This window comes from Allobosea sp. NPDC003192 (assembly GCF_050275675.1).
GTDB lineage: Bacteria > Pseudomonadota > Alphaproteobacteria > Rhizobiales > Beijerinckiaceae > Allobosea.
Genome location: NZ_JBNNPK010000006.1, coordinates 96332 through 122405 on the forward strand (window position 1 = coordinate 96332; position 26074 = coordinate 122405).

Genomic DNA, 26074 nt, shown 5'->3' on the forward strand with positions numbered 1-26074 from the left:
CCGTGTTCTATCGTCGCGCCGGCATCCGCCACACGCGCTATCAGGACGAGCGCCAGCTGTTTCCGCTTGGCTTCGACCGCGGCCTGATCATCGCGGTCATCGCCATCCTGCTGGCGGCGCCCTTCCTGTTCGATCGGCTCTATGTCTCCGGCTACCTGCTGCCCTGGCTGATCTGGACCTCGGCGGCGCTCGGCCTCAACCTGCTGATGGGCTGGTCCGGCCAGATCCATCTCGGCTATGGCGCGGTGATGGGCATCGGCGCCTATGGCTCGGTCCATCTGGTGCGCCTCGGCGTTCCGCTCGAGATCGCGATGATCGCCGGGGGCCTGCTCAGCGCCACCATCGGCACCATGTTCGGCGGCGCGGCCCTGCGCATGAAGGGCATCTATCTGGCCATGGCGACGCTCGCCATGCAGTACGTCGTCGACTTCGTCATCTCGCATTCCTCGGTGATCAGCGGCGGCTCGCTCGCGACTTTGCAGGTGCCGCCGGTGCGCTTCCTCGGCATCCCCCTGCAGGGCGACCTGCCGACCTATTACCTCGCTTTCGGCGTCTGCTTCGTCATCACCCTGTTCATGCTGAACGTCAGGCGCACCAGCTTCGGCCGAGCCTTGGCGGCGCTGCGCGAGAAAGATTACGCCGCCCAGATCCTCGGCATCTCGACCTTCCGCTACAAGCTGCTGGCATTCTGGGTCTCGTCCTTCATCGGCGGCGTCGTCGGCTCGGTGCTGGCGGTGACCTATCTTCGGGCGATCTCGCCGGACCAGTTTCATATCGAACTCTCGATCCAGATCCTGGCGATGATCATCGTCGGCGGCCTCGGCAGCGTGCTCGGCCCGTTCTTCGGCACGGCGCTGATCCTGTTCGCGCCGATCCTGCTCAACAACCTACTCGGCGCTGCCGCCGGTACGTTCGGCCTGTCGCTGCCGATCGATCTGCGCGCCCATCTGCCGCTGATGGCCTATGGCGCGCTGGTGATCGGCTTCCTGCTCTACGAGCCGCTCGGCCTCGCCAAGATCTACGCCAATTTCCGCAACTACTTGCTCGTCTGGCCGTTCCGCCATGCCCAGCGGTGACGGTGCCTCAATCAACGACAGGGCTGGAGGAAACAGGATGTCGCTCGATCGCCGTTCTTTCATCGCCGGCTCGGCCGCGCTCGCCGCGCCGTTCGCCCTGCCGGCCCAGGTCTTCGCCCAGGAGAAGATCGTCCGCTTCTCGCTGCCGCAGGACTTCACCCGCATCTACACCTTCGTCACTTCGGAATATAACCAGGGCCAGCGCGACTACTTCACCTTGGTCAACGATCGCGGCGGCGTCGGCGGCTACAAGATCGTCGCTGACATCACCGACCACGCCAACGACCTGCCGCGGGCCATCGAGGCCTATGAGCGTGGCAAGCGCGAGGGCGCCGTGCTGATCGATCCGCTCTCGACCCCGGTGGCGCGCGCGCTCGTGCCGCGCGCGCTCGAGGACAAGATCAACATGATCACCGCCTATTCCGGCCGCAGCGACGCCGCCGATGGCAGCGCCTTCCCCTATGTGCTGCCGCTCTCGATCAATTACTGGACCCAGGCCGGCCTGATCATCGAGCAGTTCAAGAAGACCGAGAAGGGCAGCCTCAAGGGCAAGAAGATCGTCTTCGTCCACATCGACACGCCCTTCGGCAAGGAGCCGCTGCCGATTCTCAACGTGCTCGCCAAGAAGGAAGGCTATGAGCTCACCGCCTTCCCCTATACGCCGCCGGGCAACGACCAGTCGGCGATCTGGCCGCAGGTGCGCCGCGCACGGCCCGATTTCGTGATCTTCTGGGGCGCCGGCGTCGGCCAGACCGTGGCGCTGACCGAGGCGATCCGCAACGGCCTGCCGATGGACCGGGTCTCCGGCAGCGTCTGGCTCTCGGAATCCGACATGGACGTGGTCGGGCGCGAGGCGGCCAAGGGCGTGATGAAGGTCGAGCCCTGCGTTGGCGGCCGCGAGCCAAAGGTGATCAAGGACATCCTCGCCGACGTCGTCGGCAAGGGGAAGGGCGCCGGCCCGGAGAACAAGGTCGGCACCGCCTACTACAACTACGGTGTCCAGATGGCGACGCTGATGGTCGAGGGCGTGCGCAAGGCCGTCGAGAAGGCGCCGAACGGCCCGGTCACCGGCCCCTGGCTCAATGAGGGTCTGCGCTCGATCACGAACTTCACCGCCGACGGCCTGCTGCCGCCGACCACGATCACCAAGGACGACCATCAGGGCGGCGGCATGGGTCGGATCGCACGCTGGGACGGCGCCAAGTTCGTGCCGATCACCGACTGGTTCTCCGCCAACCAGGACGTGGTCTGGGAGGAGATCCGCAAGAACTCGGACGAGTTCAAGAAGACCGGGAAATGACGAAGTCCGGGCGGCGCGTCTCTGACGCGCCGCCCACCATTATCGGATCGGGCCGATGACGCTGCTGGCGCTGAACAATATCGAGATCGTTTACGATCAGGTCTTCCTCGCCGTGCGCGGCGTCTCGATCGAGGTCCCCGAGAAGGGGCTCGTCGCCGTGCTCGGCGCCAATGGCGCCGGCAAGAGCACGGTGCTGAAGTCGATCTCCGGCCTGCTCAAGCCCGAGCGTGGCGCCGTTACCCGCGGCGAGATCAGCTTCGAGGGTCGCTCGATCCTCCCGATCGATCCGCCCGAGCGCGTGCGCCTCGGCATCGTCCACGTGCTGGAGGGACGGCGCGTCTTCGGCCATCTGACGCCGAAGGAGAACCTGATCGCGGCCGCAACGATGCATCGCGAGCGCGGCCATGTCACCGCGCTGATCGACCGGATGTTCGAGACCTTCCCGCGCCTCGCCCAGCGCGCCAAGGCCGAGGCCGGCTATCTCTCCGGCGGCGAGCAGCAGATGCTGGCGATCGCTCGCGCCCTGATGACCGAGCCGCGCCTCTTGATGCTCGACGAACCGAGCCTCGGCCTCGCGCCTTTCCTCGTCGACGAGATCTTCGACATCGTGCGGCGCGTCAACGAGCGCGACGGCGTCGCCGTGCTGCTGGTCGAGCAGAACGCCACCGCAGCACTGGAGATCGCCCAATACGGCTATCTGATCGAGAATGGCCGCATCCTTATGAGCGGCGAGGCGGCGGTGCTGAGCGCCAATCCCGACGTTGCCGACGCCTATCTCGGCGGCCATCAGAAGGTCGATTACCACGCGGTCAAGCATTACCGGCGCCGCAAGCGCTGGCTGGCTTGAGGGCGACGCCATGGCCAAGCATTACGACCGGCTGGAAACCCGCGCGCCCGCGCGCCGCGAGGCCGATCTGTTCCGGCGGCTGCCGCAGGTGATCGCGGCGGCGCAGCAGCTGCCGGCTTGGCGGAAGCATCTGCGCGGCATCGATCCCGAGGCGATCACCGACCGTGCGGCGCTCGCCAGCCTGCCGGTGCTGCGCAAATCCGATCTGCCGGCGACCCAGCGCGGAAAGCCGCCCTTCGGCGGATTGCTGCCAGGCAGGCCCGGTGATTATCGGCGGTTGATGATGTCGCCGGGGCCGATCTTCGAACCCGAGAGCCATGACGACGATCCCTGGCGCGTCGCCCGGGCACTGGCTGCGACCGGCGCCGGCTGGCGCGACATCGTGCTCAACACCTTCTCCTATCACCTGACGCCTGGCGCCTGGTGCTTCGATGCCGGCGCGCGTGTGCTCGGCTGCGCCGTGATCCCGGCCGGGCCGGGCAACAGCGATGCGCAGCTCGACCTGATCGAGGCCTATCGGCCGACCCTCTATGCCGGCGTGCCCGATTTTCTGAAGATCCTGCTCGATCTCGGCGCGGCGCGCGGGCGCGACCTCTCCTCGCTGAAGCGGGCAGTGGTCTCCGGCGCGGCCTTCCCGCCGTCATTGCAGGCCGAGTTCCGCGCGCGCGGCATCGACGCTTACCAATGCTACGCCACAGCCGAATGCGGCATCATCGCCTACGAGACGCCGGCCCGCGAAGGCCTCGTCGTCAACGAGGACATCATCGTCGAGATCCTGCGCCCCGGCACCGGCCAGCCGGTGGCGGAAGGGGAGGTTGGCGAGATCGCGGTGACCATCCTCGATCCCAAAAAGCCGCTGATCCGCTTTGCCGTCGGCGATCTCACTGCGGTGCTGCCGGGGCGCTCGCCCTGCGGGCGCACCAATCAGCGCATTCGCGGCTGGCTCGGGCGGGCCGACCAGTCGGCCAAGGTCAAGGGCATGTTCGTGCGGCCTGAGCAGGTCGCGGCCGTCGCCGCGCGCCATCCGGAGCTCGGCCGCTGTCGGCTGGTGGTGTCGCGGGCCGGCGAGACCGATGCGATGTGCTTCAGGGCCGAGGCTAACGCGCCTGAGGCAGGGCTGGCCGAGGCGGTAAAAGTTTCCGTGCGCGACGTCTTCAAGCTGAGCGGCACGGTTGAATTGGTGGTGCCGGGAGCATTGCCCAATGACGGCAAGGTCATCGACGATATGAGGGCGCCGGGCTGAGGCTCGTGGCGCAGGCGAGATGAGGACGAGACGATGAGCGATGCGGCAGGCGAGGTGGTGATCACGCAGCGGCAGGGACCGATCCTGACCGTGACCATGAACCGCCCCAAGGTGCTCAACGTCCTCGACGAGGCGATGGCCGATGCGCTGGTCGCGGCCTTCTCCGGGCTGGCCGCCGACGCATCGATCCGCGCCGTCATCCTGGCCGGGGCAGGGCGCTCCTTCATGGCAGGCGGCGATCTCGCTCGCTTCCAGGCCGATCTGCCCGGCGCGCCGCAGACCGCGACGACGCTGATCGACCGCTTCCACACGCTGATGCGCCTGATCAAGGCGATGCCGCAGCCGGTGATCGCGGCGGTGCAGGGGCCGGTCGCCGGCGGCGGCGTCGGCCTGGCCTTCGCCTGCGACCTCGTCGTCGCCGCGCAGGATGCCAGCTTCCTTTCGGCCTATACCAAGCTTGGCACCAACCCTGATGGCGGCACGACCTGGACGCTGACGCAATTGCTCGGCCCGCGCCGGGCGCTGGAATTCGTGCTGCTCAACGAGACGATGAATGCGCAAACCGCGCTTCAGCTCGGCCTCGTCAATCGCGTGGTGCCGAACGGCGAGCTGATGGAGGCGGCCCGCGCCATGGCGGAGAAGCTCGCCCGCGGCAGCGTCGGCGCACAAGGAGCGAGCAAGGCGCTGGTCCAGGCCGCGACGCACGGCACGTTCGACGCGCAGCTCGATCTGGAGAAAAACGCCTTCGTCGCCAATGCCGGCACGGCGGATTTCCGCGAGGGAATCAAAGCCTTCTTCGAGCGCCGGCCGCCGACATTCTGAACAGCGGGCTTATCGGCCCGCCGCCCCGGTGGTCATTCCGTCTCAGCCGGTCTTGGCCTGATTGAAGTCCGAGATGCCGCCATGCGCGGCCGACCACTTGGCCGGCTCGTTCAGAAAGCTCTCGACCTCGTCCAGCACCTTCGGCTCGAAATGGCCGCTCGCCTTGGCGACCTTGAGCACGTCCCACCACGTCGTGAGATAGTGCAGGCCGACGCCGATCTCCTTCATCATCTCGCGCCCCTGCGGGAAGATGTCGTAGTAGAACAGCACGAAGCAGTGATCGACCTTGGCGCCGGCGTCGCGCAGCGCCTTGCAGAAATTCACCTTGCTGCCGCCATCGGTGGCGAGATCCTCGACGAGCAGCGTGCGCGCGCCCTCGACCACCTCACCCTCGATCTGAGCGTTGCGGCCGAAGCCCTTGGGCTTCTTGCGGACATACTGCATCGGCAGCGCCAGCCGGTCGGAGATCCAGGCGGCGAAGGGAATGCCGGCCGTCTCGCCGCCGGCAACGATGTCGATCGATTCATAGCCGATGTCGCGCACGATCGTCGTCGCCGCGAAGTCGATCAGCGAGGAGCGCAGCCGCGGGAAGGAGATGATCTTGCGGCAGTCGATATAGACCGGGCTCGCCCAGCCCGAGGTGAAGATGAAGGGCTTGTCCTGGTAGAAGTGGACCGCCTTGATCTCGAGCAGCATCTTGGCGGCCTCGAGCGCGATGGTCTCCCGGTCGACCGGCATGTAGAGATTGGGCATGGTCTCGTTCTCCAGGGCCAGCGCGCGCCATCCTTCGCCGTTTGCAGGCGTTGGCGCGGCTCGTGTCGAATTCGCAAACGGCCCCTTCTCGACAGGTTGCCGGTGAAGGTCAATCCCTCCCGCGTGCTGTCCCCGGCATGATTGCTTGGATGTGCTCGCGTGGCCCGGGCAAGGCGGTTATGGAAAGGCCAGCCCCTTGGTGGATTCGCCTGGCGGGCAGGTCAGAACAGGGGCAGGTCATGAGCGTCACGGAACTCTTCGGCAGCAGCGAGGCCAAAGCCGCCACCCCGTCGCAGACGCTGACGATCCGCCGCCCGGACGACTGGCATGTCCACCTGCGCGACGGCGCCATGCTGAAGGCGGTGCTGCCCTTCACCGCCGCCCAGTTCAAGCGCGGCATCATCATGCCGAACCTGGTGCCGCCGGTGACATCAGTGGATGCCGCCTCGGCTTATCGCGAGCGCATCTTGGCGGCACGGCCGGATGGCAACGACTTCACCCCGCTGATGACCTGCTATCTGACCGATTCGACCAATCTGAACGAGATCGAGCGCGGCTTCAAGGAGGGCGTCTGGGCCGCTGCCAAGCTCTATCCCGCGGGAGCCACCACCAACGCCCATCACGGCGTCACCAATATCGCCAAGCTCGCGCCGGTGCTGGAGCGGATGGAGAAGATCGGCATGCCGGTCCTCGTCCATGGCGAGGCGACCGACCCGGCTGTCGATATCTTCGACCGCGAGGCGGTGTTCATGGAGACCGAGATGCTGCCGCTGCTGAAACGGCACCAGGGCCTGAAAGTGGTGGTCGAGCACGTCACCACCGCCGAGACGGTCGATCTGGTGCGTGCCCATGCCGGCCGGGCGGCAGGCACGGTCACGCCGCACCATCTGATCATCAACCGCACCTCGATCTTCCAGGGTGGCTTGCGCCCACATCTCTATTGCCTGCCGGTCGCCAAGCGCGAGCGCCATCGCCTCGCCTTGCGCAAGGCGGTGACCGCCGGCGACGGCAACTTCTTCATCGGTACCGACACTGCCCCGCATCTGCGTAGCGCCAAGCAGGCCGAATGCTGCTCGGCCGGCGTCTTCGGCGGCGCCACCGCCCTGCAGACCTACGTCCAGGTCTTCGACGAGGAGGGCGCGCTTCCGCATTTCGAGGCCTTCGCCGCGGAGAACGGTGCGCGCTTCTACGGCCTGCCACTGAACGAGGGCACGATCACGCTGGAGAAGCGGCCCTGCCGCATCTCTCCGACGGTGGCAGTCGGCGAGGAGGACGTCGTCATCTTCCGTGGCGGCGAGGAACTGCCCTGGTCGCTGGGCGAGGTGAGGGGCTGAGGCTTCTTCCCTTCTCCCTTTGCGGATTCCTCTGCGAAACGCCGCTCGCCCTGGCTCCTCCCTTCCCCTTTGTGGGGAAGGGTTGGGGATGGGGGGCGAGTGGCTCGGTGCAAGGTTGATTGTAGAGGCGGATCGGCCGATTCCCGACGAATTGGCCTCGACTTTGCGCCCCCCACCCCTGCCCCTCCCCGCAAGGGGGAGGGGGTTCCCGCGCCTTTTCTTGTTTTGCAGAGGAAACCGCAAGGGGAAGCGGAAAACGCGCAGGTGCCGCCGCCCACTCAGCCCGCTGCAGCCGGCTCGATCAGCTTGGCAATGTTGAGCAGCTGCAGGTCCCGCCCCGCGACCGCGCTCAGCATCAACCCGCCGGAGAGACCGCCGCCGAGCGGCATCGGCAGCGAGATCGAGCACAAATCGAACAGGTTGCCGAAGGCCGGGTTGCGCAGGATCAGCCGGTTCGCGTTGAAGAAAGCCTCGTCACCGGCCTCCATCGCGGCGATCGTCGGCGCCTCGATCGGCACGGTCGGCGCGAGGAAGCCATCGAGCCCGTCGAGCTGGGCTTTGAGCCTGGCGATCAGCGCCCGGCGCTTCTCCATCGCGATGATGTAGTCGGCCGCCTTGCAGGGCACGCCGATGGCGATGCGGGCCGCAACGCGCCGGTCGTACGAATCGGCCTTGCTCGCGAGGAGATCGCGATGCACTGCCGCTGCCTCGACCGTGACCAGCGGCACCGGAGCGATCGCCAGCATCTCCTTGTAGAACCCGTCGAGATCGATCGGCTCGACGGCGATGCCGAGTCGCGTCACGCGCTCGATCGCCGCCTCATAGGCCTTGGCGACGGAGGGATCGGCCTCGGCCAGAAAACCGCCGCGGGCTACGCCGAGCCGGACACGGGCAGGCGAGAGGCCGTCCGCCAGATCGAAAGGCCGGTCGGCGAGCACCGAGAGCAGTTGCGCGCAGCCGGCGACATCCTTTGCCAGTGGGCCGATCGAATCGAGGCTCGGCGCCAGCGGGAAGCAGCCTTCGTCGGGAACCGTCTTGTGCGTCGGCTTCATCCCGGTGATGCCGTTGAAGGCGGCGGGGATGCGGCAGGAGCCGCCGGTATCGGTGCCGACCGTCAGCTCCGAAGAGCCCTCCGCCACCGAGACGGCGGCGCCCGAGGAGGAGCCGCCGGGGATGCGCGTCTTGTCGGGCACACTGCCCGGCGTGCCGAAGGTGGCGTTGAGGCCGATGCCGGAGAAGGCGAACTCGGTCATGTTGGTCTTGCCGATGATCACCGCGCCGGCCCGGCGCAGACGCGCCACCGATGGGGCGTCCTGAGCCGCGGGAGCTGCGCCCTTCAGCGCACTCGAGCCGGCCCAGGTCGTCACGCCCTTCACGTCGAGCAGGTCCTTGACCGAGACGATCGTGCCGTCGATCGCGCTCAGCTGCAGGCCGGCCTCGCGCCGGCGGTCGGCGGCGTCGGCCTCGGCGCGAGCGGTGTCGATCAGGAGCTTGGTGAAGACCGGGGCGCCGTCGCCGATGCGGGTGAGGGTGGCTTCGAGCTTGTCGCGGACGCTGCGGGACATCGGGCGGACCTGGCTGCTGGAGGGTGCGCGGCGGATGCCGGCGCCTCTGGTTAGGCCAGTTCGCGATCCGATGGAACCGCCGGCCGGTCATCCCGGCCTTGCGCGGCTAGGCGGCTTGTTCCGGCTGATGAGCGAGCGCTCCCGCTGCCACGCCGCCGGGGCAGGGCAGCAGCGGCTTGCCCTGGAGCAACGCGTTCCTCGCGAACAATTCGGCCAGCCAGTCGACGAAGACGCGGACCTTGTTCGAGAGGTGCCGGTTCGGCGGGTAGATGATGTGCAGCGGCTTCGGCTTGGTGCACCAGTCGGTGAGGACCGGCACCAGCCGGCCAGCGGCGATGTGCGCCATCGCCATGAAGGTCGGCACCTGCATGATGCCGAGCCCCGCCAGCCCGGCGGCGACATAGCCGGTGCCCTCGTTCAGCGAGACGACATAGTCGCCCTGGATCTCGATGGTCTCCTTCGCGCTGGCGAAGGTGAAGGGCAGGATGCGGCTGGTGCCGGCCCGGCGATAGCCGATGGCGAGATGGCCGTCTTCCAGATCGCGCGGGTGCTGCGGCGTGCCATGCTTGGCGAGGTAGCCGGGCGTCGCGCAGGTGATCAGCATCATCTCGCCGATGCGGCGGGCGATCAGGCTCTGGTCGTCGATCGCGCCGGCGCGCACGGCGAGATCGAGATTCTCGCCGATCAAATCGGCCGGCCGATCGGACAGGCCCATGTCGATCTGGATCTCGGGATAGCGTGCATGGAAGCCGGGTAGGGCGGGCAGGATAATGTCGGTGGCGAGCGGCACGCTGACATCGATGCGCAGGCGACCGCTCGGCCGGGCCTGCGACGAGGTCATGCTCTGGTCGAGTTCGTCGATCTCGCCGAGCACACGCAGGGCCCGCTCGTAATAAGCGGCACCGTCCATCGTCACGGTGACGCGGCGCGTCGTGCGGTTGAGCAATTGCGCGTGCAGATGCCCTTCGAGCTGCTGGATCAGCTTGGTCACGGTCGGCTTGGGCAGGTCGAGCAGCTCCGCCGCGCGGGTAAAGGTGCCGACTTCGACGACGCGCACGAAGGCGCGCATGGCGTTGAGCTGATCCATATCTGGAACTCCAGCCTATCCGGCGATTGTTTCCATACAGAAATAATGTAGGAGCGGATCGGCGGTTTATTAAGCAGATAGCATCACCTAAATCGTGACGCACCGCAACATTCGCCGGCCGTCATCGCCATGCTCGCCCCGTCAAGCTCCGAAAGCCGCTATCGCCGCGCCGTCTTCTGGCGCGAGCAGAGCGTCCAGGTCGAGCGCGACAAGCTCGCCGGCCGGCTGTATGCGCCGGCTTCCGTGCCGGACGAGGCAGGTCTCGTCGTCCACCTGCATGGCGGCACATTCGACAGCGGCTCGCTTGCCTCTGGTGAAGCTGTTGCGACGACGCTGGCCGAGGCCGGCGCGATCGTGATCTCGCTGCCTTACCCGCTCGCTCCGGCCAATCCCTTCCCGCAGGCGCTCGAAGCCTCCTATGCGGCGCTGGAGAAGATCGCCCGCGACAAGGCGCGCTGGGTCGGCAAGACCGCGCCGCTCTATGTGGCGGGCGAGGAGGCCGGCGGCAATCTCGCCGCAGCGCTCGCCATGATGGCGCGCGACCGGCACGGGCCGGCGCTCGCCGGCCAGATCCTGTTCTCGCCGATGCTCGATTCCTGCCTCGGCACCTATTCCTTCCGCAATGCCGAGGCCGGTCCTGTCGGCTGCCGCTGGGCCGATGGCTGGCATGCCTATCTCGGCTCGCCCGAAAAGGCGGCCCATCCTTATGCCGCCCCGGTCAATGCCGTCAGGCTGACCGGTCTCGCCCCAGCCCTGATCGTCACCGCCGAGGACGATCTGCTGCGCGACGAGAGCATCAACTATGCCCACCGGCTGAAGGCGGCCGGCGTCGACACCACCATCCGCGTCGTCGGTGGCCCGAGCCGCTGGCCGGACGCCTTCGCTGAAGGCCCCTGCGACGGCACCTGCCTGTGCGGGGCTTGTCATCACGTCAGCGAGTTCTTCACCGCGACTGCGCCGTCCTAGCACCGCCAGCCGCCAGCTCTTTCAATCTCTCTCCACGAAGGACTAGACCCATGATTCTGGGAACGATCCGTCATGCCATGTTGGGCGTTACTTTCGCCGCCGGCGTCTCGCTCGCGGCGCTGGCCGTCGCCGTCCATGGTTCCGACAAGGCGCAGGGCGACACCGCCCCCGCCGCGCCGGCCGCGACTCCTGTTTCTGTCGCTGTCGTCGAGCAGCGCGAGCTGGTCAGCTGGGCCGAATTCTCCGGCCGGCTCGAGGCGATCGAGCGCGTCGAGATCCGCTCGCGCGTCTCCGGCGTGGTCGAGCAGGTGCACTTCTCGCAAGGCGCGCTGGTCAAGCAGGGCGACCTGCTCGTCAGCATCGACCAGGCGCCCTACCAGGCCGAGTTCGAGCGTGCCCAGGCGCAGTTGCTCGCCGCCGAGGCCCGCGTCGCGCTCGCCCAGAACGAGCATGAGCGCGGCCAGAAGCTGATGTCGACGCAGAACGTCTCGCAGCGTGATCTCGACGCCAGGCTGAATGCCCTGCGCGAGGCGCAGGCGAACGAGCGCGCCGCCCGCGCCGCCCTGCAGTCGGCGAGGCTCAACCTCGACTACACCCAGATCCGCGCCCCGATCGGCGGCCGCATCGGCCGGCTGGAAGTCACCGTCGGCAACCTCGTCGCCGCCGGCGCCAATGCGCCGCTGCTGACGACGCTGGTCTCGGTCGATCCGGTCTATGCCGGCTTCAATGCCGACGAGGGCTCGCTGCTCAGGGCGCTGGCCACCCTGCCGGCTGAGGCGGGCAAGCCGCGCGATCTCAAGCGCATCCCGGTGCAGATGACCACGGCAACGAACGAGGCCGCGCCGATCTCCGGCCATCTCAACTTCGTCGACAACGGCATCGACGCCGCGACCGGCACGGTCCGCGTCCGCGCCATCTTCGACAACAAGGATGGCGCGCTGATGCCCGGCCAGTTCGTGCGCCTGCGCATGGGCCAGGCCAGGAGCGAGCCGGCCCTGGTCATCAACGAGCGCGCCGTCGGCACCGACCAGAACAAGAAGTTCGTCTTCGTCGTCGGCAAGGACCACAAGGCGCAGTGGCGCGAGGTCACCCTCGGCACCGCCGCCGAGGGGCTGCGCATCGTCACCAGCGGGCTCGAAGCCGGCGAGCAGATCGTCGTCAACGGCCTGCAGCGCATCCGCCCGGGCGCCTCCGTCGCCCCCGAGCAGGTGCCGATGGCCGAGCGCTCCGAATTGAAGAAGCCCAAGACCGAGCTCGCGCAGCGCTGAGCGCGCCAGCCCTTCCCAGTTCTATCGCCCCGCCGGCCGCTTCGGGACCGGCGAGGCCGCCGCCTTGAAGGGGCACCCCCATGAACCTCTCGAAGTTCTTCATCGACCGGCCGATCTTCGCCGGCGTCCTCTCCGTCCTGATCTTCCTCGCCGGCCTGCTGGCGCTGCGGGCGCTGCCGATCTCGGAATATCCCGAGGTCGTGCCGCCGACCGTGGTGGTGCGCGCGCAATATCCCGGCGCCAATCCCCGCGTCATCGCCGAGACCGTGGCGACGCCGATCGAGGAGCAGATCAACGGCGTCGAGGGCATGCTCTACATGTCGAGCCAGGCGACCACCGACGGCGTGATGACGCTGAACGTCACCTTCAAGCTCGGCACCGACCCGGACAAGGCTCAGCAGCTGGTCCAGAACCGGGTCTCCCAGGCGGAGCCGCGCCTGCCGGAAGAGGTGCGCCGCCTCGGCGTCACCACGATCAAGAGCTCGCCGGACCTGACGATGGTGGTGCACATCACCTCGCCGAACGGCCGCTACGACATGACCTATCTGCGCAACTACGCCGTCCTCAACGTCAAGGACCGGCTGGCGCGCATCGACGGCGTCGGCCAGGTACAGCTTTTCGGCTCGGGCGACTATTCGATGCGCGTCTGGCTCGACCCGCAGAAGGTCGCCGAGCACGGCCTCTCGCCTTCCGACATCGTCCGCGAGATCCGGGCCCAGAACGTCCAGGCCGCGGCCGGCGTCATCGGCGCCTCGCCGAGCGGGCCGGGGCTCGACCTGCAGCTCTCGGTCAACGCCCAGGGTCGCCTCGCCAGCGAGGAGGAGTTCGGCGAGATCATCGTCAAGACCGCTCCGAGCGGTGCGGTCGTGCGCCTGAAGGACGTCTCCCGCATCGAGCTCGGCGCCGCCGAATACGCGCTGCGCTCGCTGCTCAACGGCAAGTCGGCCGTGGCCGTGCCGGTCTTCCAGGCGCCGAACTCGAACGCCATCGCCATCGCCGACCGCGTCCAGGAGACGATGCGCGAGATCAAGCAGAACATGCCCGAGGGCGTCGACTACTCGATCGTCTACGACACCACCCAGTTCGTGCGCGCCTCGATCAAGGCGGTGATCTCGACGCTGCTCGAGGCGATCGCGCTGGTCGTGCTCGTCGTCATCGTCTTCCTGCAGACCTGGCGCGCCTCGATCATCCCGCTCGTTGCCGTGCCGATCTCGGTCGTCGGCACCTTCGCGGTGATGTACCTCTTCGGCTTCTCGATCAACGCGCTCTCCCTGTTCGGCCTGGTGCTGGCGATCGGCATCGTCGTCGACGACGCGATCGTCGTGGTCGAGAATGTCGAGCGCAACATCGAGAACGGCCTCTCGCCGCGCGAAGCGACCTACAAGGCGATGCGCGAGGTCTCCGGCCCGATCATCGCGATCGCGCTCGTCCTCGTCGCGGTCTTCGTGCCGCTCGCCTTCATCTCCGGCCTGACCGGCCAGTTCTACCGCCAGTTCGCGCTCACCATCGCGATCTCGACGGTGATCTCGGCGATCAACTCGCTGACGCTGTCGCCGGCGCTCGCCGCCCTGCTGCTGCGCGGCCATGACGCGCCCAAGGATGCGCTGACCCGCGTCATGGACAAGCTGTTCGGTTGGTTCTTCCGCGGCTTCAACCGCTTCTTCAACCGGTCGTCGGAGGCCTATGGCGGCGGCGTCACCCGCATCCTCGGCCGCAAGACCGTGATGCTCGTGGTCTATGCCGGCCTCGTCGGCCTGACCGTCCTGCTCTTCCAGAAGGTGCCGTCAGGCTTCGTGCCGGGCCAGGACAAGCAGTACCTCGTCGGCTTCGCCCAGCTGCCCGACGCGGCGACGCTCGACCGCACCGAGGACGTCATCCGCAAGATGGACGCGATCGCCCTGAAGCACCCCGGCGTCGAGAACGCGATCTCCTTCCCGGGCCTGTCGATCAACGGCTTCACCAACTCGTCCAATGCCGGCATCGTCTTCGTCGGCCTGAAGCCCTTCGACCAGCGCAAGGACCCCTCGCTCTCCGGCAACGCCATCGCCATGCAGCTCAACAAGGAGTTCGCCGGCATCAAGGAGGCGTTCATCGCGATGTTCCCGCCGCCGCCCGTGCAGGGTCTCGGCACCATCGGCGGCTTCAAGCTGCAGATCGAGGATCGCGCCGGCCTCGGCTACAAGGCGCTCGACGAGGCGACCAAGGCCTTCATGGCCAAGGCCGCGACGGCGCCCGAGCTTGCCGGCATGTTCTCGAGCTTCCAGGTCAACGTGCCGCAGCTCTATGCCGACATCGACCGCACCAAGGCGCGCCAGCTCGGCGTTCCCGTCACCGATGTCTTCGAGACGCTGCAGATCTATCTGGGATCGTCCTATGTGAACGACTTCAACAAGTTCGGCCGCACCTACACGGTGCGCGTCCAGGCCGATGCGCCCTACCGCGCCTATCAGGAGGACATCGGCAAGCTCAAGGTCCGCTCGAATTCGGGCGAGATGGTGCCGCTCTCGGCCGTGCTCAACGTGCGCACCGATGCCGGCCCCGAACGGGCCATGCGCTATAACGGCTTCCTCAGCGCCGACATCAATGCCGGCCCGGCCCCGGGCTTCTCCTCGGGCCAGGCGCAGGACGCCGTCACCCGCATCGCCAACGAGACCCTGCCCAAGGGCTTCGCCTTCGAATGGACCGAGCTGACCTATCAGGAGATCCTGGCCGGCAATTCCGCCATCCTGGTCTTCCCGGTCGCGATCCTGCTCGTCTTCCTGGTGCTGGCGGCGCAGTATGAGAGCCTGACCCTGCCGGTCGCGATCCTCTTGATCATCCCGATGGGCCTGCTCGCGGCGATGGCCGGCGTCTGGTGGAGCGGCGGCGACAACAACGTCTTCACCCAGATCGGCCTCGTCGTCCTGGTCGGACTATCGGCCAAGAACGCCATCCTGATCGTCGAATTCGCGCGCGAGCTCGAATTCGAGGGCCGCACGCCGGTCGAGGCCGCGATCGAGGCCAGCCGCCTGCGCCTGCGGCCGATCCTGATGACCTCGCTGGCCTTCGTCATGGGCGTGGTGCCGCTGGTGCTCTCGACCGGGGCGGGCGCCGAGATGCGCCAGGCCATGGGCATCGCGGTCTTCGCCGGCATGATCGGCGTCACCGCCTTCGGCATCTTCCTGACCCCGGTCTTCTACGTGCTGATGCGGAAGCTGTCGGGGAATAAGCCCCTGCGCCAGCATGGGGTAGAGGGGAAGGGGGAGATGGCTGAGGCGGCGTAGTGGGTAGCCGGCGGGGTGGTCGCTACCCTGCCGGCCTTTTTTCTAAGGCCCCGTCATGCCGAGTGCATGGCGGGACTTTTCGGGCATCCGTCGGGTGGCTTCGGAGCAAACTGCCGCTCAGCATTTGAGCAGTGTGAATCTCGTGGTGAACCGCGATCGATTTTTGCGTGCGCTCGCGCTAAGATCATGGCGGAGTGTCTCAGATGGATTCGTTTTCTTGTTCACGCCCCGCGGTGAGGGCAATTGACCTGTTCTGCGGGGCCGCGGGACTGTCGCTGGGACTTCAGCGTAGCGGCATCGAGATTGTAGCTGGTGTCGATGTCGATCCCGCATGCCGCTTTCCCTTCGAAACGAACATTGGTGCGCGCTTCTTTGAGGAAGACGTTGCCGACCTTGACGGAGAGAAAATTGCATCGATGTTCGGCGACGGCTCGGTGCGCCTTTTAGCTGGTTGCGCGCCATGCCAGCCCTTTTCGGGCTATACGACCAAGCGTAGAGACATAGATGGGCGTTGGCAGCTTCTACTTGAGTTCGCACGCCTCGTTGAAGAGTCACGTCCTGAGCTGGTAACTCTGGAAAACGTCCCTCGACTAGCACAATTGCCGCTATGGCATGACTTTGTGGGACGCCTGCGCAACCTGGGGTATAGCGTCAGCTGGGATGTGCTGGACGCGTCGCGTTACGGCGTCCCGCAGGCGCGGCGGCGACTCGTATTACTGGGGTCGCGCCTCGGCGAGATCGCTCTACCAAAGCCCTTGGAGCGCACGATTAATGTACGCGAGGCTATCGGGAAGCTCCCAGATGTTGATGCTGGGGCGTCTCACGAGCGCGACCCACTTCATTCGTCGCGTGCGCTGACCCCTGCTAATCTCGCCCGCATCAGAGCGTCCAAACCGTCCGGCACCTGGCGCGATTGGCCTGATGAGATGCGCGTGAAGTGCCACACGACTTCGCGTGGCAGGACCTACCCCTCGGTCTATGGCAGAATGGCTTGGGAAAAGCCGTCTCCAACGATCACTACGCAATTCTACGGCTTCGGAAACGGGCGCTTCGGCCATCCCGAGCAGGATCGCGCCATCACTCTGCGAGAGGGGGCGATCTTGCAATCTTTCCCAGAAGGTTTTGAGTTCGCTCCTCAGAATCGCAAGCTCAACTTCCGCGAGATAGGACGTCTGATCGGTAACGCGGTTCCTCCAGCACTAGCCCAAGCCATCGGCCAAGCCATCCTCTCACACGTCGAGGAGACGCGCGGGGCCTTGTGAGGCAGGTCGCGGTTCGGTGTGCAGATATCGGCGCTCGTCCAAAAACTGCGTAACGTTGCCCAAGATGGCGCGCATGTAGCCGAGCGTACGCAGGCTCAGGCCACGGATTTGCTCAATTCCGTAATCGCGGCCGACGTCCTCGAATGTGACTCGCCCATGCGCCAAATTATTCCGATTGTTTTTAACGGTCACGAGATCGGAGCCACCCCATGTGTGACTCGGTGCCGAATGCGAAAATCCGTAGACTTCGGCAAGCTCGCGGATGTGGCGGGCGTCTACGTTGCCCGAGAGGCTGATTCCACCTTCCAAGGCGATTCCGACGAACGCACGTGCGAGGTCTGTCGCTCCGTAATGAGCCTCTGGGTCCAGGCGTGTCCGAAAACGCTTCATCGCCTCCCGTCGCAAAGACGCCGATAGTTCCTCAAACGGCACGGTCTCTGTCGCAATACGGTCGTGGATCGCCTCGATCGTGTTGCGGGTCGTAGCCTCAACTAGATTATAGAGAACGAGAAAGACACCGGCTCTGGCTGTCAGCAATCTCCCTTCCTGAGTCCTTGTCGCTCTTCCCAGCGGCGTAATCCGCTCGATGGCGACGAGGATGGAAAGATAATGCCGAACCTGCCGCGTGCGGGTTTGGAAATCGGACTGAAGGCCGTTGCTCATCGTCCCAGCAACCGGTCGCGCACGAACTCCAACCTTCCGACCAGATTGGAGCGGTTGTTCGAAGCGTCGGTGGTCGTCCTCTTCTTAAACTCTTCGCCATTGAGCCAGGAAACGTCGCTAGGCACGAGATTCGGATCTTCGCGAAGCGCCAGCGCCACGCCGACCGCTAGGGCCTCAAACCGGACGCGCGGCACCTTCCGTCCGGGCCCCGCCTTTTTAAAGCCGCCGGGAAAATTCTTGCCGATGAACGCCAGCATGCGATGCCATTCTGCTTCCATCACCTCCCGCTTGGCGGTGCCGCCGTCGGAAGCAAGTTCGGCGTTGGTATCCAAGACGTAGGACATCAGGAAGTCTTTGACGACCTTCCCTTCCGGCCCTCGACCATAGTTTTCGTACCGGTCGAGGAAAGCAAAAAACCTTGTGACGAGTTCCTCGTACTCGAACCGCTTTTGTAAGGCTGTCGACACCGGCGCAAGGCTATGGAGGGCCGGGTCCTTGGCCAATACACTGACCAAGTCGAGAAACGGCCCAGGACGCATACCCCTTCTGACCTCGACGGCCTCAAGACCGACGGAGCCGGTGTTGATGCGGTCGAACATGTCCCTCCGCACGTCCTCTCCGACTGTCTCGGTAAGCTCAATCAACCTCAGCGTCACCCTCTTGAATCGTCTCTGTCGAGAGGGAGGGAGGTCGTGGAAAGTAAAGTCATTCAGAAGCGGGAGCTTTTCCAAGTCCGATAGTACGAGATCACCCGTGAGAAAACGGACGAGTGTCCGAATGCGCTGCACACCATCGACGATCTCTAAGCGTCCGGCCTTGTCGGGTTCATCGATAGCGTTGGCATCCGCCACGAAGATGAAAGGTACAGGAAGTCCTATGAGCAAGGATTCAACAAATCGAGATTGGTTCTTATCTGGCCAGATCAGATCGCGTTGATAGTCAGGAATAAATATCTCATTCTTGTCGTCTTCTAAGCCATTCAGAAACATAGATACAACGACGGAGATGGGATATTCTCTGACGATATACCTGACGTCCTTTATATTTTGGATAATTTGCGCTTCCGCTGCTGCTATTTCCGGTTCTTTTTTTGAGGAACCCGAATCGGAGCGTGGATCCAAGAAGTTTAATTCCTCGTCGTCCGGGCTCTCTTGCATCTTTCCAATCCTCGATTCGCGATCCGTTTCCAGGAGCTTACACGACGTTACGAAGGACGATGCTACCCCACCACCTTCATTCAAGGCCACACAATCCCCTGCTCAGCAACGCGCTGCGGTTGCTCTCCTTGCGCCTCTTGATCTCCGCCCGCGCGATGGTGCGCAGGACCCGGCCTGAGGAGTCGATGAAGCCCAGCGGCGTGTCGTTGGATAGCCCGCCCGCACTGCAGCCTTGCACCGCCGCGCCTCGCGCCCGCACCCCGTCGCGCCTTCGTGCATGGCGGGGCTCTCGTCGTTCACGCTAAAACAGGACATCGCCCGAGCGCGACGGGAGGAGAGTTCCTTGACCGGCATCGCATCGAGACAGGCCAGGGCCATCGCGGCAGGCGCCCTGATCGTCGGGGCGCTCGCCTGCGCCGCGCCCTCGGCCGCCTCGGCGCGCGAGCTGCGCCTTCGCTACGATGTCACGGTGCTGGGCGGGGTCACGCTCGGCGAGATCGAGGTGACCTCGCTGCTGGATCGCGCCGGCTATCGCATTGAGATCCGCACGCGCCCCTACCGGGCGGCCCAGCTCGTCGGGGCGGCCGAGCAATCCGGCAAGGTCGAAGGCCGCTGGGGCCGCGGCGGTCCCGAGCCGCGGCTCTACCAGGCGAACGGCTCATGGCGTGGCCGCACCTATGTCAGCGAGATGCACTATCCGCGCGGCGTGCCGACGATCCGGCGGCAGGAACCGTCGAACGAGGATCGCGAGGCCGTCCCGCCCGAACTGATCCGCGGCACCGTCGACTCGCTCTCGGGCGTCGCCGGGATGCTTCGGAAGGTAGCGGAGACGGAAAGCTGCGACGGCTCGACGGCGATCTATGACGGCCGCCGCCGCTCGGTCGCGGTCATGACCTCCTCGGCCAAGGTGCAGGTCAGCGACCAGGGCCCGTTGAACGGCCGCGGGCTGACCTGCGGCTTCACCGTCCGGACCATCGCCGGCTTCCGGCATGACGATGATCGCGAGGCGGCGATGCGGCCCCTGAAGGGCTCGGTCCTGATCGCGCTGCGCGAGGGCGGCGAGTTTCCCGTGCCCCTGCGCTTCGAGGTCGAGACGCGCTGGTTCGGCACCGTCGCGGTCCAGCTCGCCGGACCGCCTGTCGCGGCCGATTGAGAGCTAGCTCGCTCCCTTCACCCATGGCCGCACCACACCCTGTTCCGCGAAGGTGCTGCGGTTGCTCTCCTTGCGCTTCCTGATCTCGGCGCGGGCGATGGTGCGGAGATGGACCTCGTCCGGCCCGTCGATGAAGCGCAGGGCCCGGCCCCAGGAGTAGATGAAGGCGAGGGGGGTATCGTTGGAGAGCCCGCCGGCGCCAAACACCTGCATCGCCCGGTCGGCGATCTTCGTCTGCAGGCGCGTCGCCGCGACCTTGATCGCGGAGACCTCGGTGCGGGCGGCCTTGTTGCCGTGCTTGTCCATCATCCAGGCGGCGCGCAGGCAGAGCAGGCGGGCCTGGTCGATTTCCATGCGCCCTTCGGCGATCCAGTCCTGGACATTGGCGTAGTCGGCAAGGTTGCGGCCGAAGGCCTTTCGCTCCAGCGCCCGCTCGACCATCAGTTCGAGCGCGACCTCGCATTGGCCGATCGTGCGCATGCAATGGTGGATGCGCCCCGGCCCGAGCCGCGCCTGCGCCAGGGCGAACCCTGCGCCTTCCTCGCCGAGCAGGTTCGCCGCCGGCACGCGCACATTGGTGAAGTCGGTCTCGGTATGGCCCTCGATCGAGTAATGGTTCAGCAGCGGCAAATTGCGCATCACCGATAGGCCGGGCGAATCCATCGGCACGATGATCATGCTGTGGCGCTTGTGCGGATCGGCCTCGGGCCGCGGATCGGACAGGCCCATGACGATGCAGAACTTGACGTTGGGGTGCAGCGCCCCGGTCGTCCACCATTTGCGGCCGTTGACGACGTAATGGTCGCCGTCGCGGATGATGGTGGTCTGCAGGTTGGTCGGGTCGGAGGAGGCGACGCCCGGCTCGGTGATGCCGACGCAGGAGCGGATCTTGCCGGCGAGCAGCGGGTTCAGCCAGCGTTCGCGCTGCTCAGGCGTCGCGAACATGTGCAGGATTTCCATGTTGCCGGTGTCGGGGGCGTTGCAGTTGAACACCTCCGAGGACCAGTAGAACCGGCCCATGATCTCGGCGAGCGGGGCGTATTCGAGATTGGTCAGCCGCGTGCCGGGCTCGTCGGCCTTGAGCGCCGGCAGGAAGAGGTTCCAGAGCCCTTCCGCCTTCGCCTTAGCCTTGAGGCTGTCGATCAGCGCGGTGGGGTAGCGGCCCGCCTCGACCTCGTGCTTCCAGGCGGCGTCGGCCGACTGGATATGGGCATCCATGAAGGCCTGCAGCTTCGCGCGCAGCTCCTCGACCCTGGCCGAATAGGCGAAATCCATGGCGTCCCTCGTCAGTTCGTCTGGTCGATCAGCGCTTCCGCGCGCTGCGCAAAGCTCTCTGCCATCGCGCCGACCGCCACCGCATTCTCGGCGGCGGCGTTCCCGGTCTTCGCTCGCGCCGCAATGCCGTCGAGGATGACGGCGAAGCGGAACAGCGAGAAGGCGAGGTGGAAGCGACCCGGCCCCTGCGCCCGCCCGGCGGCGGCACAATAGCGGGCGATGTACTCGTCCTGCGTCGGTATCCCCAGCGCCTCGCGGTCGAGCCCGACGATGCCGGCATACATGTCCGGTGTCGAATGCCAGGGCAGACACGAGAAGGCGACGTCGGAGAGCGGGTGTCCGAGCGTCGAGAGCTCCCAGTCGAGCACCGCGACGACCCTCGGCTCCGATGGCGCGAACATCAGGTTGCCGAGCCGGAAATCGCCATGGACGATGGTGGTGTCCGGTGTCTCGTCGAGCTGGCTGCCGAGCCAGTCGATCACTCGGTCGATCGCCGGAATCTCGCGCGTTCGGGTCTCGCGCCATTGCCGGCCCCAGCGCGCCAACTGGCGGGCGTAGTAATTGCCGGGTTTGCCGAAATTGCCGAGGCCGGCGCCCTGCCAGTCGAAGCCGTGCAGCGCCGCCAGCGCCTCGGCCATGGCGAAATACATGGCGCGCCGCTCGTCGGGGGCGACGCCAGGCAAAGCGGTGTCGTGGAAGACGCGGCCCTCCAGCCGTTCCATCAGGTAGAAGGGTGTACCGACGACATCGTCGGCCTCATGCAGCAGCAAGACGGGCGGCACCGGCACGGCCGAGCCAGCGAGCGCCTTCAGGATGCGATATTCGCGCTCGACCGCATGGGCCGAGGGCAGCAGCGGTCCCGGCGGCTTCTTGCGCAGGACGAGCCCTGTGCCGGCGTCGGGATAGGAGACGAAGAAGGTCGGATTCGACTGGCCGCCGCTGATCCGCTCGATCGTCATGCCTCCGGCAGTGCGGCCGGGCAGTGCAGAGCGCAGGAAGGCGCCCAGCCGGGCAGGATCGAATTCGGGCGGGGCGGAGGAGGCAGCCGGCATGTCCGGCATATTCGGAAGGAGAGGCGGGGAGGTCAACGCGGCTAGCACATGGCGGATGCGCTCAAATCGGGGCGTCGTCCTTAAGCAGCACCTCGATGTCGCGCCCGCGCTGAAAGACCCGAAGGATCGTCAGGTCATTGCCGAGCACGGCGAAGGCAATGGTTGCTTGTCTGCGGTAGCCGATCAGCCTCAAACCCGGACGCAGATCGTCGCGGCGGACGCCTCGTTCGGGAAAGGTCCGGAAGTCGAGGCAGCAGGTGTGGAGGCGGGCGACATAGTCGCGTGCGTTCCGCTCGCCACCTCGCGGCGCGATGTAGTCGTAGATGCCCTGAAGGTTGGCGATCGCCCGCTGGGAGAAGCCAACCCGAATGCTCATGCGCCACCGGTCTTGCGGCCGATATGCGCTTCGATTTGGGCCCAGGCCTCGTCCGCTGGCACGGTCTTGCTCGGATCGGCGGAAATCTCATCGTAGACCGGCAGGACCTCCTCGCGCAGCCAATTGTCGACGGCCTGATCGCGGGCGGCGAGCACGCGCAAACCGTCGCGGATGACCTCGCTTTCGCTGGCGTACTCGCCCGAGGCGACTTTGGACTTCACCATCTGCGCCATCTCATGCGGCAGCGTGATGCTGAGAGATTGGGTCGTGCGCATGAAGACCTCCGATTGGTTTCGCTCTTAGCACGATTTAATCCTGCTCGCGATCCTTCTCGCCTGCTCCAGTCTTCACCCGGACCACTGAAACCGAGCACAGCGCTTCCGCCACGACCTTGGTTGAAACGCTGCCGAGATGGCGGCGCACCGCCGAGGAAGTGCGGGCGCCGAGCACGATATGGTCGATGTCGTTGTGCTCGGCATAGCGCAGGATCGCGTCGGCGGCGCTGACCGCCTCGATGACATGGTAGCTGACCCGATCCTCCGGCAGATGCAGCGGCCGTGCCCAGTCTTTCAGCGCCACCAACCGGCCGATATAGAGCGAGCGACCCTCGGCATCGACGGTCTTGGTCTCGCCGATGATCTCGGTTTTCAGCACCGTCAGGCAGGCGAGCGATGAATCCGGCCGGGCCGCCAGCAACCGGCTGGTTTCGGCCAGGATCGCTGCCGCGAGCGCATCCAGACCCTCGGCGAGATCGACCGCCGTCAGCACGATCGAAGGCCCGGCCTTGCGCCGCGCCACCGTAGGCGCGCCGGTGACATCAGCCTCGTCACGCTTCTGGAACAGGTCGACCAGTCGCTTGCCGAAGCTACGTTCTTCTGTTGTGCGGCGCTTGCGCGAGATGGTGACCTGCTCGGGATGGCGCAGATCGAAGGCGAGCTTGCCGGCATCGGCATAACGCCGGCCGCGATCGACCTCCAGGCAGCGCGCGACGATTTCCTCGAGCCAGGCCGGAGCCTGCGGATTGAGGGCACGCAGGGGTTTCGGCGCGTGATAGAGCCGTCGCTTCATGCCGGGCACGGTCTTGGGCCACCCGAACGGCTCCTCGCCCGCAGCCATCTGGTAGAGCAGGCAGCCGAGCGCGAAGAGGTCGCTCGCCGGGTCGGAACGCTCGCCCAGGACTTGCTCGGGCGCGATATAGGCCGATGTCCCCATCGGCTCGGAACTTTCCTCACCAAGCAGATCCGGCAGTTCGGCATGGCGGGCGAGGCCGAAATCGAGCAGCACCGCGCCCTTGTCGGTCAGGATCACGTTCTCCGGCTTGAGGTCGAGATGGACGACGTTCTGCCGGTGCAGATCGGCCAGCGCCGTCGCGATCGCGAGACCGATGCGCTGCACTTCGGCGAAGGGCAGGGGCGCCTGCTTGATCCGCTCGGCCAGGCTTGTCCCGGCGACGAAGCCCATGGCGATGAAGGGGATATGGGCGAGGTCGCCAGAGGCGACGAAGTGCGGCACATGCGGTCCCGACAGGCGCTTGTGGATCAGCACCTCGGTCTCGTAACCGACGATGGCCGAGACGTCGGCGCCGGGGTCGAGCACAGGGATCTTCACCACGAGCGGGCCAGGATGAGCCGGGTGGGTGGCGTGCCAGAGCGTTGCCATGCCGCCGGCCTTCAAGCGCTCGCCGAGCGTGAAGCCATCGATGACCGAGCCGGTCCCGGGCCGTTCCATCCGAACTCCTATCTGCCGATCTGCAAGCGCAGGCCGAGCCAGTCCGGCAGGCCGGACGCTTTGATCTTCCGCGCGGTGTCCTGGCTGTCATAGGGCACGCGCATCATCGTGACCTCGCGCCCCCGCGTATCCAGCAGCGCGAAACAGGCGGCCGGATCGCCGTCGCGCGGCTGGCCGACGGCGCCGACCACGACCACGTGGCGGTGCACGGCCGAGAGCGGTGCCGGCACATTGCGTAGCGGAATGAACGCCACCGGCTCGCGCCCGGCCCTGGCGTAGAAGATCGTTGGCAGATGGGTATGGCCGCAGACGACGATGCTCGCGTCGGTCGCGGCGAGGCAGGCCTCGGCCCCGCGCAGGTCGCGGACATAGGGCCAGGCGGCGGGATCGTGGGCGCTGGCGTGGACGAAGAACACGCCGTCGAGCTCGGCCGTCAGCGGCAGGGCACCCAGGAACGCGCTCTGCTCGGCGCTGAGCTGGGCCCTGGTCCACAGCGCCGCCTCATGCGCATTCGGCGTCATGCCGGCGGGGCCGTGCACGGCGGCGTCGTCATGATTGCCGCGGATGCAGATGGCACCCGCCGCGACGAGCTCGCGCGCCACATCGACGCAGAAGCCGGGTTCGGGGCCGTAGCCGACGATATCGCCAAGCAGCACCAGCCGGTCCGGCGCCAGCCGGCGCACGGCACCCAGCACCGCCTCGAATGCCTCGCGGTTGGCATGGATGTCGGAGAGGATGGCGATCCGCATTCAATGTCCGGGCCCGAATCCGGGGAAGCCCGCATCGTGGCAGTGCCGAAGCCAGCTTGGCCAGCGCGCCTTTCGGCTCAGGCGGTTGCTCGTGGGTTGATCGTGCTCGGCTCGGCTGCGATAGTGCCCGAACCATGATGATGTTCGCCGTCTTCCTCGCCTGACCTTCCTGCGGTCCCGGCTGCGCTTTGCGCTCCGGCCCGGCAACGGGTGCCCCGCATCCGAAGGTCCCTTGCCAGCCTGCCCGCGTGGCGGGCGTCTCGGCTGGCCGATAGCGAAAGACACACCATCAATGACTCACCCTGAACTCGGTGCGCGCGTCCTCGACGACGCGCAGATCGCCCATTTCGTCGAGCGCGGCTTCGTTCGGCTCGACGGTGCGTTTCCTCCGGTGCTGGCGGAGCAGGCCCGCGCCATCCTCTGGCGCGATCTCGGCTGCGATCCCGATGATCCGGCGAGCTGGACCAAGCCGGTGATCCGGCTCGGCATGTACACAGACGCGCCGTTCGTCGCTGCGGCGAACACGCCGCGGCTGCGCGGTGCCTTCGACCGGCTCGTCGGTGTCGGGCGTTGGCTGCCTTGCCGCGCCATGGGCACCTTCCCGGTGCGCTTTCCGTCGCCGGAGGATCCGGGCGATACCGGCTGGCATGTCGATGTCAGCTTTGGCTTCGACGATCCCGACTTCATGAACTGGCGCGTCAATCTCGCCTCGAAGGGCAGGGCGCTTCTGATGCTCTTCCTGTTCTCGGATATCGGCGAGGGCGACGCGCCGACCCGTATCAGGGTTGGCTCGCACCAGGACATCGCCCGCCAACTCGCGCCGGCAGGCGAGGCCGGGTTGTCGCTGCGTGAGCTGGCTGCCGATGGCTTCGCTGGCAGCACCGGGCGCAAGGAGGTGCTGGCGACGGGGCAGGCAGGGACGGTCTATCTTTGCCATCCCTTCCTGGTGCATTCGGCGCAACCGCATCGCGGCAAGACGCCGCGCTTCATGGCGCAGCCTCCGCTACTGCCGCGCGAGCCGTTGAGCCTCGACCGGCCGGACGGGACATGCTCGCCCGTTGAGGCCGCGATCCGGCAGGCTCTCTGAGCCTGCGCCACTTCGCCCGGGCCTTGGCCCCGGGCGAAGTGGTGACAA

The 26074-nt window shown here is 66.4% G+C and carries 23 protein-coding genes; 12 read left to right on the top strand and 11 right to left on the bottom strand.

What is annotated here, in order from left to right:
* Positions 1-2: 2 nt before the first annotated feature.
* The 5 genes from ACQKLX_RS10410 to ACQKLX_RS10430 are packed head-to-tail and all read left to right on the top strand — an operon-like array spanning position 3 to position 5288.
* Positions 3-1076 carry a branched-chain amino acid ABC transporter permease gene (locus ACQKLX_RS10410; protein WP_427361508.1) on the top strand — a complete coding sequence of 358 codons (1074 nt, stop codon included), beginning with the start codon at positions 3-5 and terminating at the stop codon, positions 1074-1076.
* A 37-nt stretch (positions 1077-1113) separates the two neighbouring features.
* A complete protein-coding gene (locus ACQKLX_RS10415) occupies positions 1114-2376 on the top strand; it encodes an ABC transporter substrate-binding protein (RefSeq protein WP_427361509.1) in 1263 nt (420 codons plus the stop codon).
* Between the two features lie 55 nt (positions 2377-2431).
* On the top strand, positions 2432-3223 hold the full coding sequence (locus tag ACQKLX_RS10420) for an ABC transporter ATP-binding protein (RefSeq protein ID WP_427361510.1): 792 nt from the start codon (positions 2432-2434) through the stop codon (positions 3221-3223).
* Positions 3224-3233: 10 nt separating this feature from the next.
* Positions 3234-4466, top strand: coding sequence for a phenylacetate--CoA ligase family protein (locus ACQKLX_RS10425; RefSeq protein WP_427361511.1), 1233 nt, complete (start codon positions 3234-3236; stop codon positions 4464-4466).
* 33 nt (positions 4467-4499) lie between these two features.
* On the top strand, positions 4500-5288 hold the full coding sequence (locus ACQKLX_RS10430) for an enoyl-CoA hydratase/isomerase family protein (protein WP_427361512.1): 789 nt from the start codon (positions 4500-4502) through the stop codon (positions 5286-5288).
* A 42-nt stretch (positions 5289-5330) separates the two neighbouring features.
* Here ACQKLX_RS10430 and ACQKLX_RS10435 read toward each other — a convergent pair whose 3' ends face one another.
* Positions 5331-6041 (bottom strand): orotate phosphoribosyltransferase, encoded by a 711-nt coding sequence (locus ACQKLX_RS10435; RefSeq protein WP_427361513.1) that lies wholly within the window; start codon positions 6039-6041, stop codon positions 5331-5333.
* A gap of 239 nt (positions 6042-6280) precedes the next feature.
* Here ACQKLX_RS10435 and pyrC point away from each other — a divergent pair, with 239 nt between their 5' ends.
* Positions 6281-7375 (top strand): dihydroorotase, encoded by a 1095-nt coding sequence (gene pyrC, locus ACQKLX_RS10440; protein WP_427361514.1) that lies wholly within the window; start codon positions 6281-6283, stop codon positions 7373-7375.
* A 278-nt stretch (positions 7376-7653) separates the two neighbouring features.
* Here the strand turns inward: pyrC and ACQKLX_RS10445 are convergent, their stop codons facing one another.
* Both ACQKLX_RS10445 and ACQKLX_RS10450 read right to left on the bottom strand, forming a co-directional pair.
* Positions 7654-8940, bottom strand: coding sequence for an amidase (locus tag ACQKLX_RS10445; protein ID WP_427361515.1), 1287 nt, complete (start codon positions 8938-8940; stop codon positions 7654-7656).
* A 106-nt stretch (positions 8941-9046) separates the two neighbouring features.
* Complete coding sequence (locus tag ACQKLX_RS10450) at positions 9047-10027, bottom strand: LysR family transcriptional regulator (RefSeq protein WP_427361516.1); 981 nt, start codon at positions 10025-10027, stop codon at positions 9047-9049.
* 129 nt (positions 10028-10156) lie between these two features.
* On the opposite strand from ACQKLX_RS10450, the gene ACQKLX_RS10455 reads away from it, so the two are divergent.
* From ACQKLX_RS10455 to ACQKLX_RS10470, 4 genes are all read left to right on the top strand, one after another.
* The gene (locus ACQKLX_RS10455; protein WP_427361517.1) at positions 10157-10993 is read left to right on the top strand and encodes an alpha/beta hydrolase fold domain-containing protein; all 837 of its coding nucleotides are present in this window, start codon (positions 10157-10159) and stop codon (positions 10991-10993) included.
* Between the two features lie 77 nt (positions 10994-11070).
* Positions 11071-12261: an efflux RND transporter periplasmic adaptor subunit gene (locus ACQKLX_RS10460; RefSeq protein WP_427361518.1), complete on the top strand. Its 1191-nt coding sequence runs from the start codon at positions 11071-11073 to the stop codon at positions 12259-12261.
* An 80-nt stretch (positions 12262-12341) separates the two neighbouring features.
* Positions 12342-15524: an efflux RND transporter permease subunit gene (locus ACQKLX_RS10465; RefSeq protein ID WP_427361519.1), complete on the top strand. Its 3183-nt coding sequence runs from the start codon at positions 12342-12344 to the stop codon at positions 15522-15524.
* A 203-nt stretch (positions 15525-15727) separates the two neighbouring features.
* Positions 15728-16786: a DNA cytosine methyltransferase gene (locus tag ACQKLX_RS10470; RefSeq protein ID WP_427361520.1), complete on the top strand. Its 1059-nt coding sequence runs from the start codon at positions 15728-15730 to the stop codon at positions 16784-16786.
* On the opposite strand, the gene ACQKLX_RS10475 is transcribed toward ACQKLX_RS10470, so the two are convergent.
* Both ACQKLX_RS10475 and ACQKLX_RS10480 read right to left on the bottom strand, forming a co-directional pair.
* Positions 16754-17449 carry an MAE_28990/MAE_18760 family HEPN-like nuclease gene (locus tag ACQKLX_RS10475; RefSeq protein WP_427361521.1) on the bottom strand — a complete coding sequence of 232 codons (696 nt, stop codon included), beginning with the start codon at positions 17447-17449 and terminating at the stop codon, positions 16754-16756. The two genes, ACQKLX_RS10470 and ACQKLX_RS10475, sit on opposite strands and share 33 nt — an antisense overlap.
* Entirely contained in the window at positions 17446-18606 is a 1161-nt protein-coding gene (locus tag ACQKLX_RS10480; protein ID WP_427361522.1) for a DUF262 domain-containing protein, read from the bottom strand. Before ACQKLX_RS10480 ends, ACQKLX_RS10475 begins: the two co-directional genes overlap by 4 nt.
* Before the next feature lie 343 nt (positions 18607-18949).
* On the opposite strand from ACQKLX_RS10480, the gene ACQKLX_RS10485 reads away from it, so the two are divergent.
* Positions 18950-19759 (top strand): DUF3108 domain-containing protein, encoded by an 810-nt coding sequence (locus tag ACQKLX_RS10485; protein ID WP_427361523.1) that lies wholly within the window; start codon positions 18950-18952, stop codon positions 19757-19759.
* Positions 19760-19762: 3 nt separating this feature from the next.
* Here ACQKLX_RS10485 and ACQKLX_RS10490 read toward each other — a convergent pair whose 3' ends face one another.
* The 6 genes from ACQKLX_RS10490 to ACQKLX_RS10515 all read right to left on the bottom strand — a co-directional run bounded on the left by ACQKLX_RS10490 (position 19763) and on the right by ACQKLX_RS10515 (position 24939).
* Positions 19763-21034, bottom strand: coding sequence for an acyl-CoA dehydrogenase family protein (locus tag ACQKLX_RS10490; protein ID WP_427361524.1), 1272 nt, complete (start codon positions 21032-21034; stop codon positions 19763-19765).
* Positions 21035-21045: 11 nt separating this feature from the next.
* Positions 21046-22086, bottom strand: coding sequence for a phosphotransferase family protein (locus ACQKLX_RS10495; RefSeq protein WP_427361525.1), 1041 nt, complete (start codon positions 22084-22086; stop codon positions 21046-21048).
* Between the two features lie 61 nt (positions 22087-22147).
* The gene (locus ACQKLX_RS10500) at positions 22148-22462 is read right to left on the bottom strand and encodes a type II toxin-antitoxin system RelE/ParE family toxin (protein ID WP_427361526.1); all 315 of its coding nucleotides are present in this window, start codon (positions 22460-22462) and stop codon (positions 22148-22150) included.
* Entirely contained in the window at positions 22459-22737 is a 279-nt protein-coding gene (locus ACQKLX_RS10505) for a type II toxin-antitoxin system ParD family antitoxin (protein WP_427361527.1), read from the bottom strand. The genes ACQKLX_RS10500 and ACQKLX_RS10505 overlap by 4 nt, the downstream gene beginning before the upstream one ends.
* Before the next feature lie 34 nt (positions 22738-22771).
* Positions 22772-24190, bottom strand: a complete 1419-nt coding sequence (locus tag ACQKLX_RS10510) for a protein kinase domain-containing protein (protein ID WP_427361528.1) — start codon at positions 24188-24190, stop codon at positions 22772-22774.
* Positions 24191-24198: 8 nt separating this feature from the next.
* The gene (locus ACQKLX_RS10515; protein WP_427361529.1) at positions 24199-24939 is read right to left on the bottom strand and encodes a metallophosphoesterase family protein; all 741 of its coding nucleotides are present in this window, start codon (positions 24937-24939) and stop codon (positions 24199-24201) included.
* Between the two features lie 292 nt (positions 24940-25231).
* Here ACQKLX_RS10515 and ACQKLX_RS10520 point away from each other — a divergent pair, with 292 nt between their 5' ends.
* Complete coding sequence (locus ACQKLX_RS10520) at positions 25232-26026, top strand: phytanoyl-CoA dioxygenase family protein (RefSeq protein ID WP_427361530.1); 795 nt, start codon at positions 25232-25234, stop codon at positions 26024-26026.
* Positions 26027-26074 lie beyond the last annotated feature (48 nt).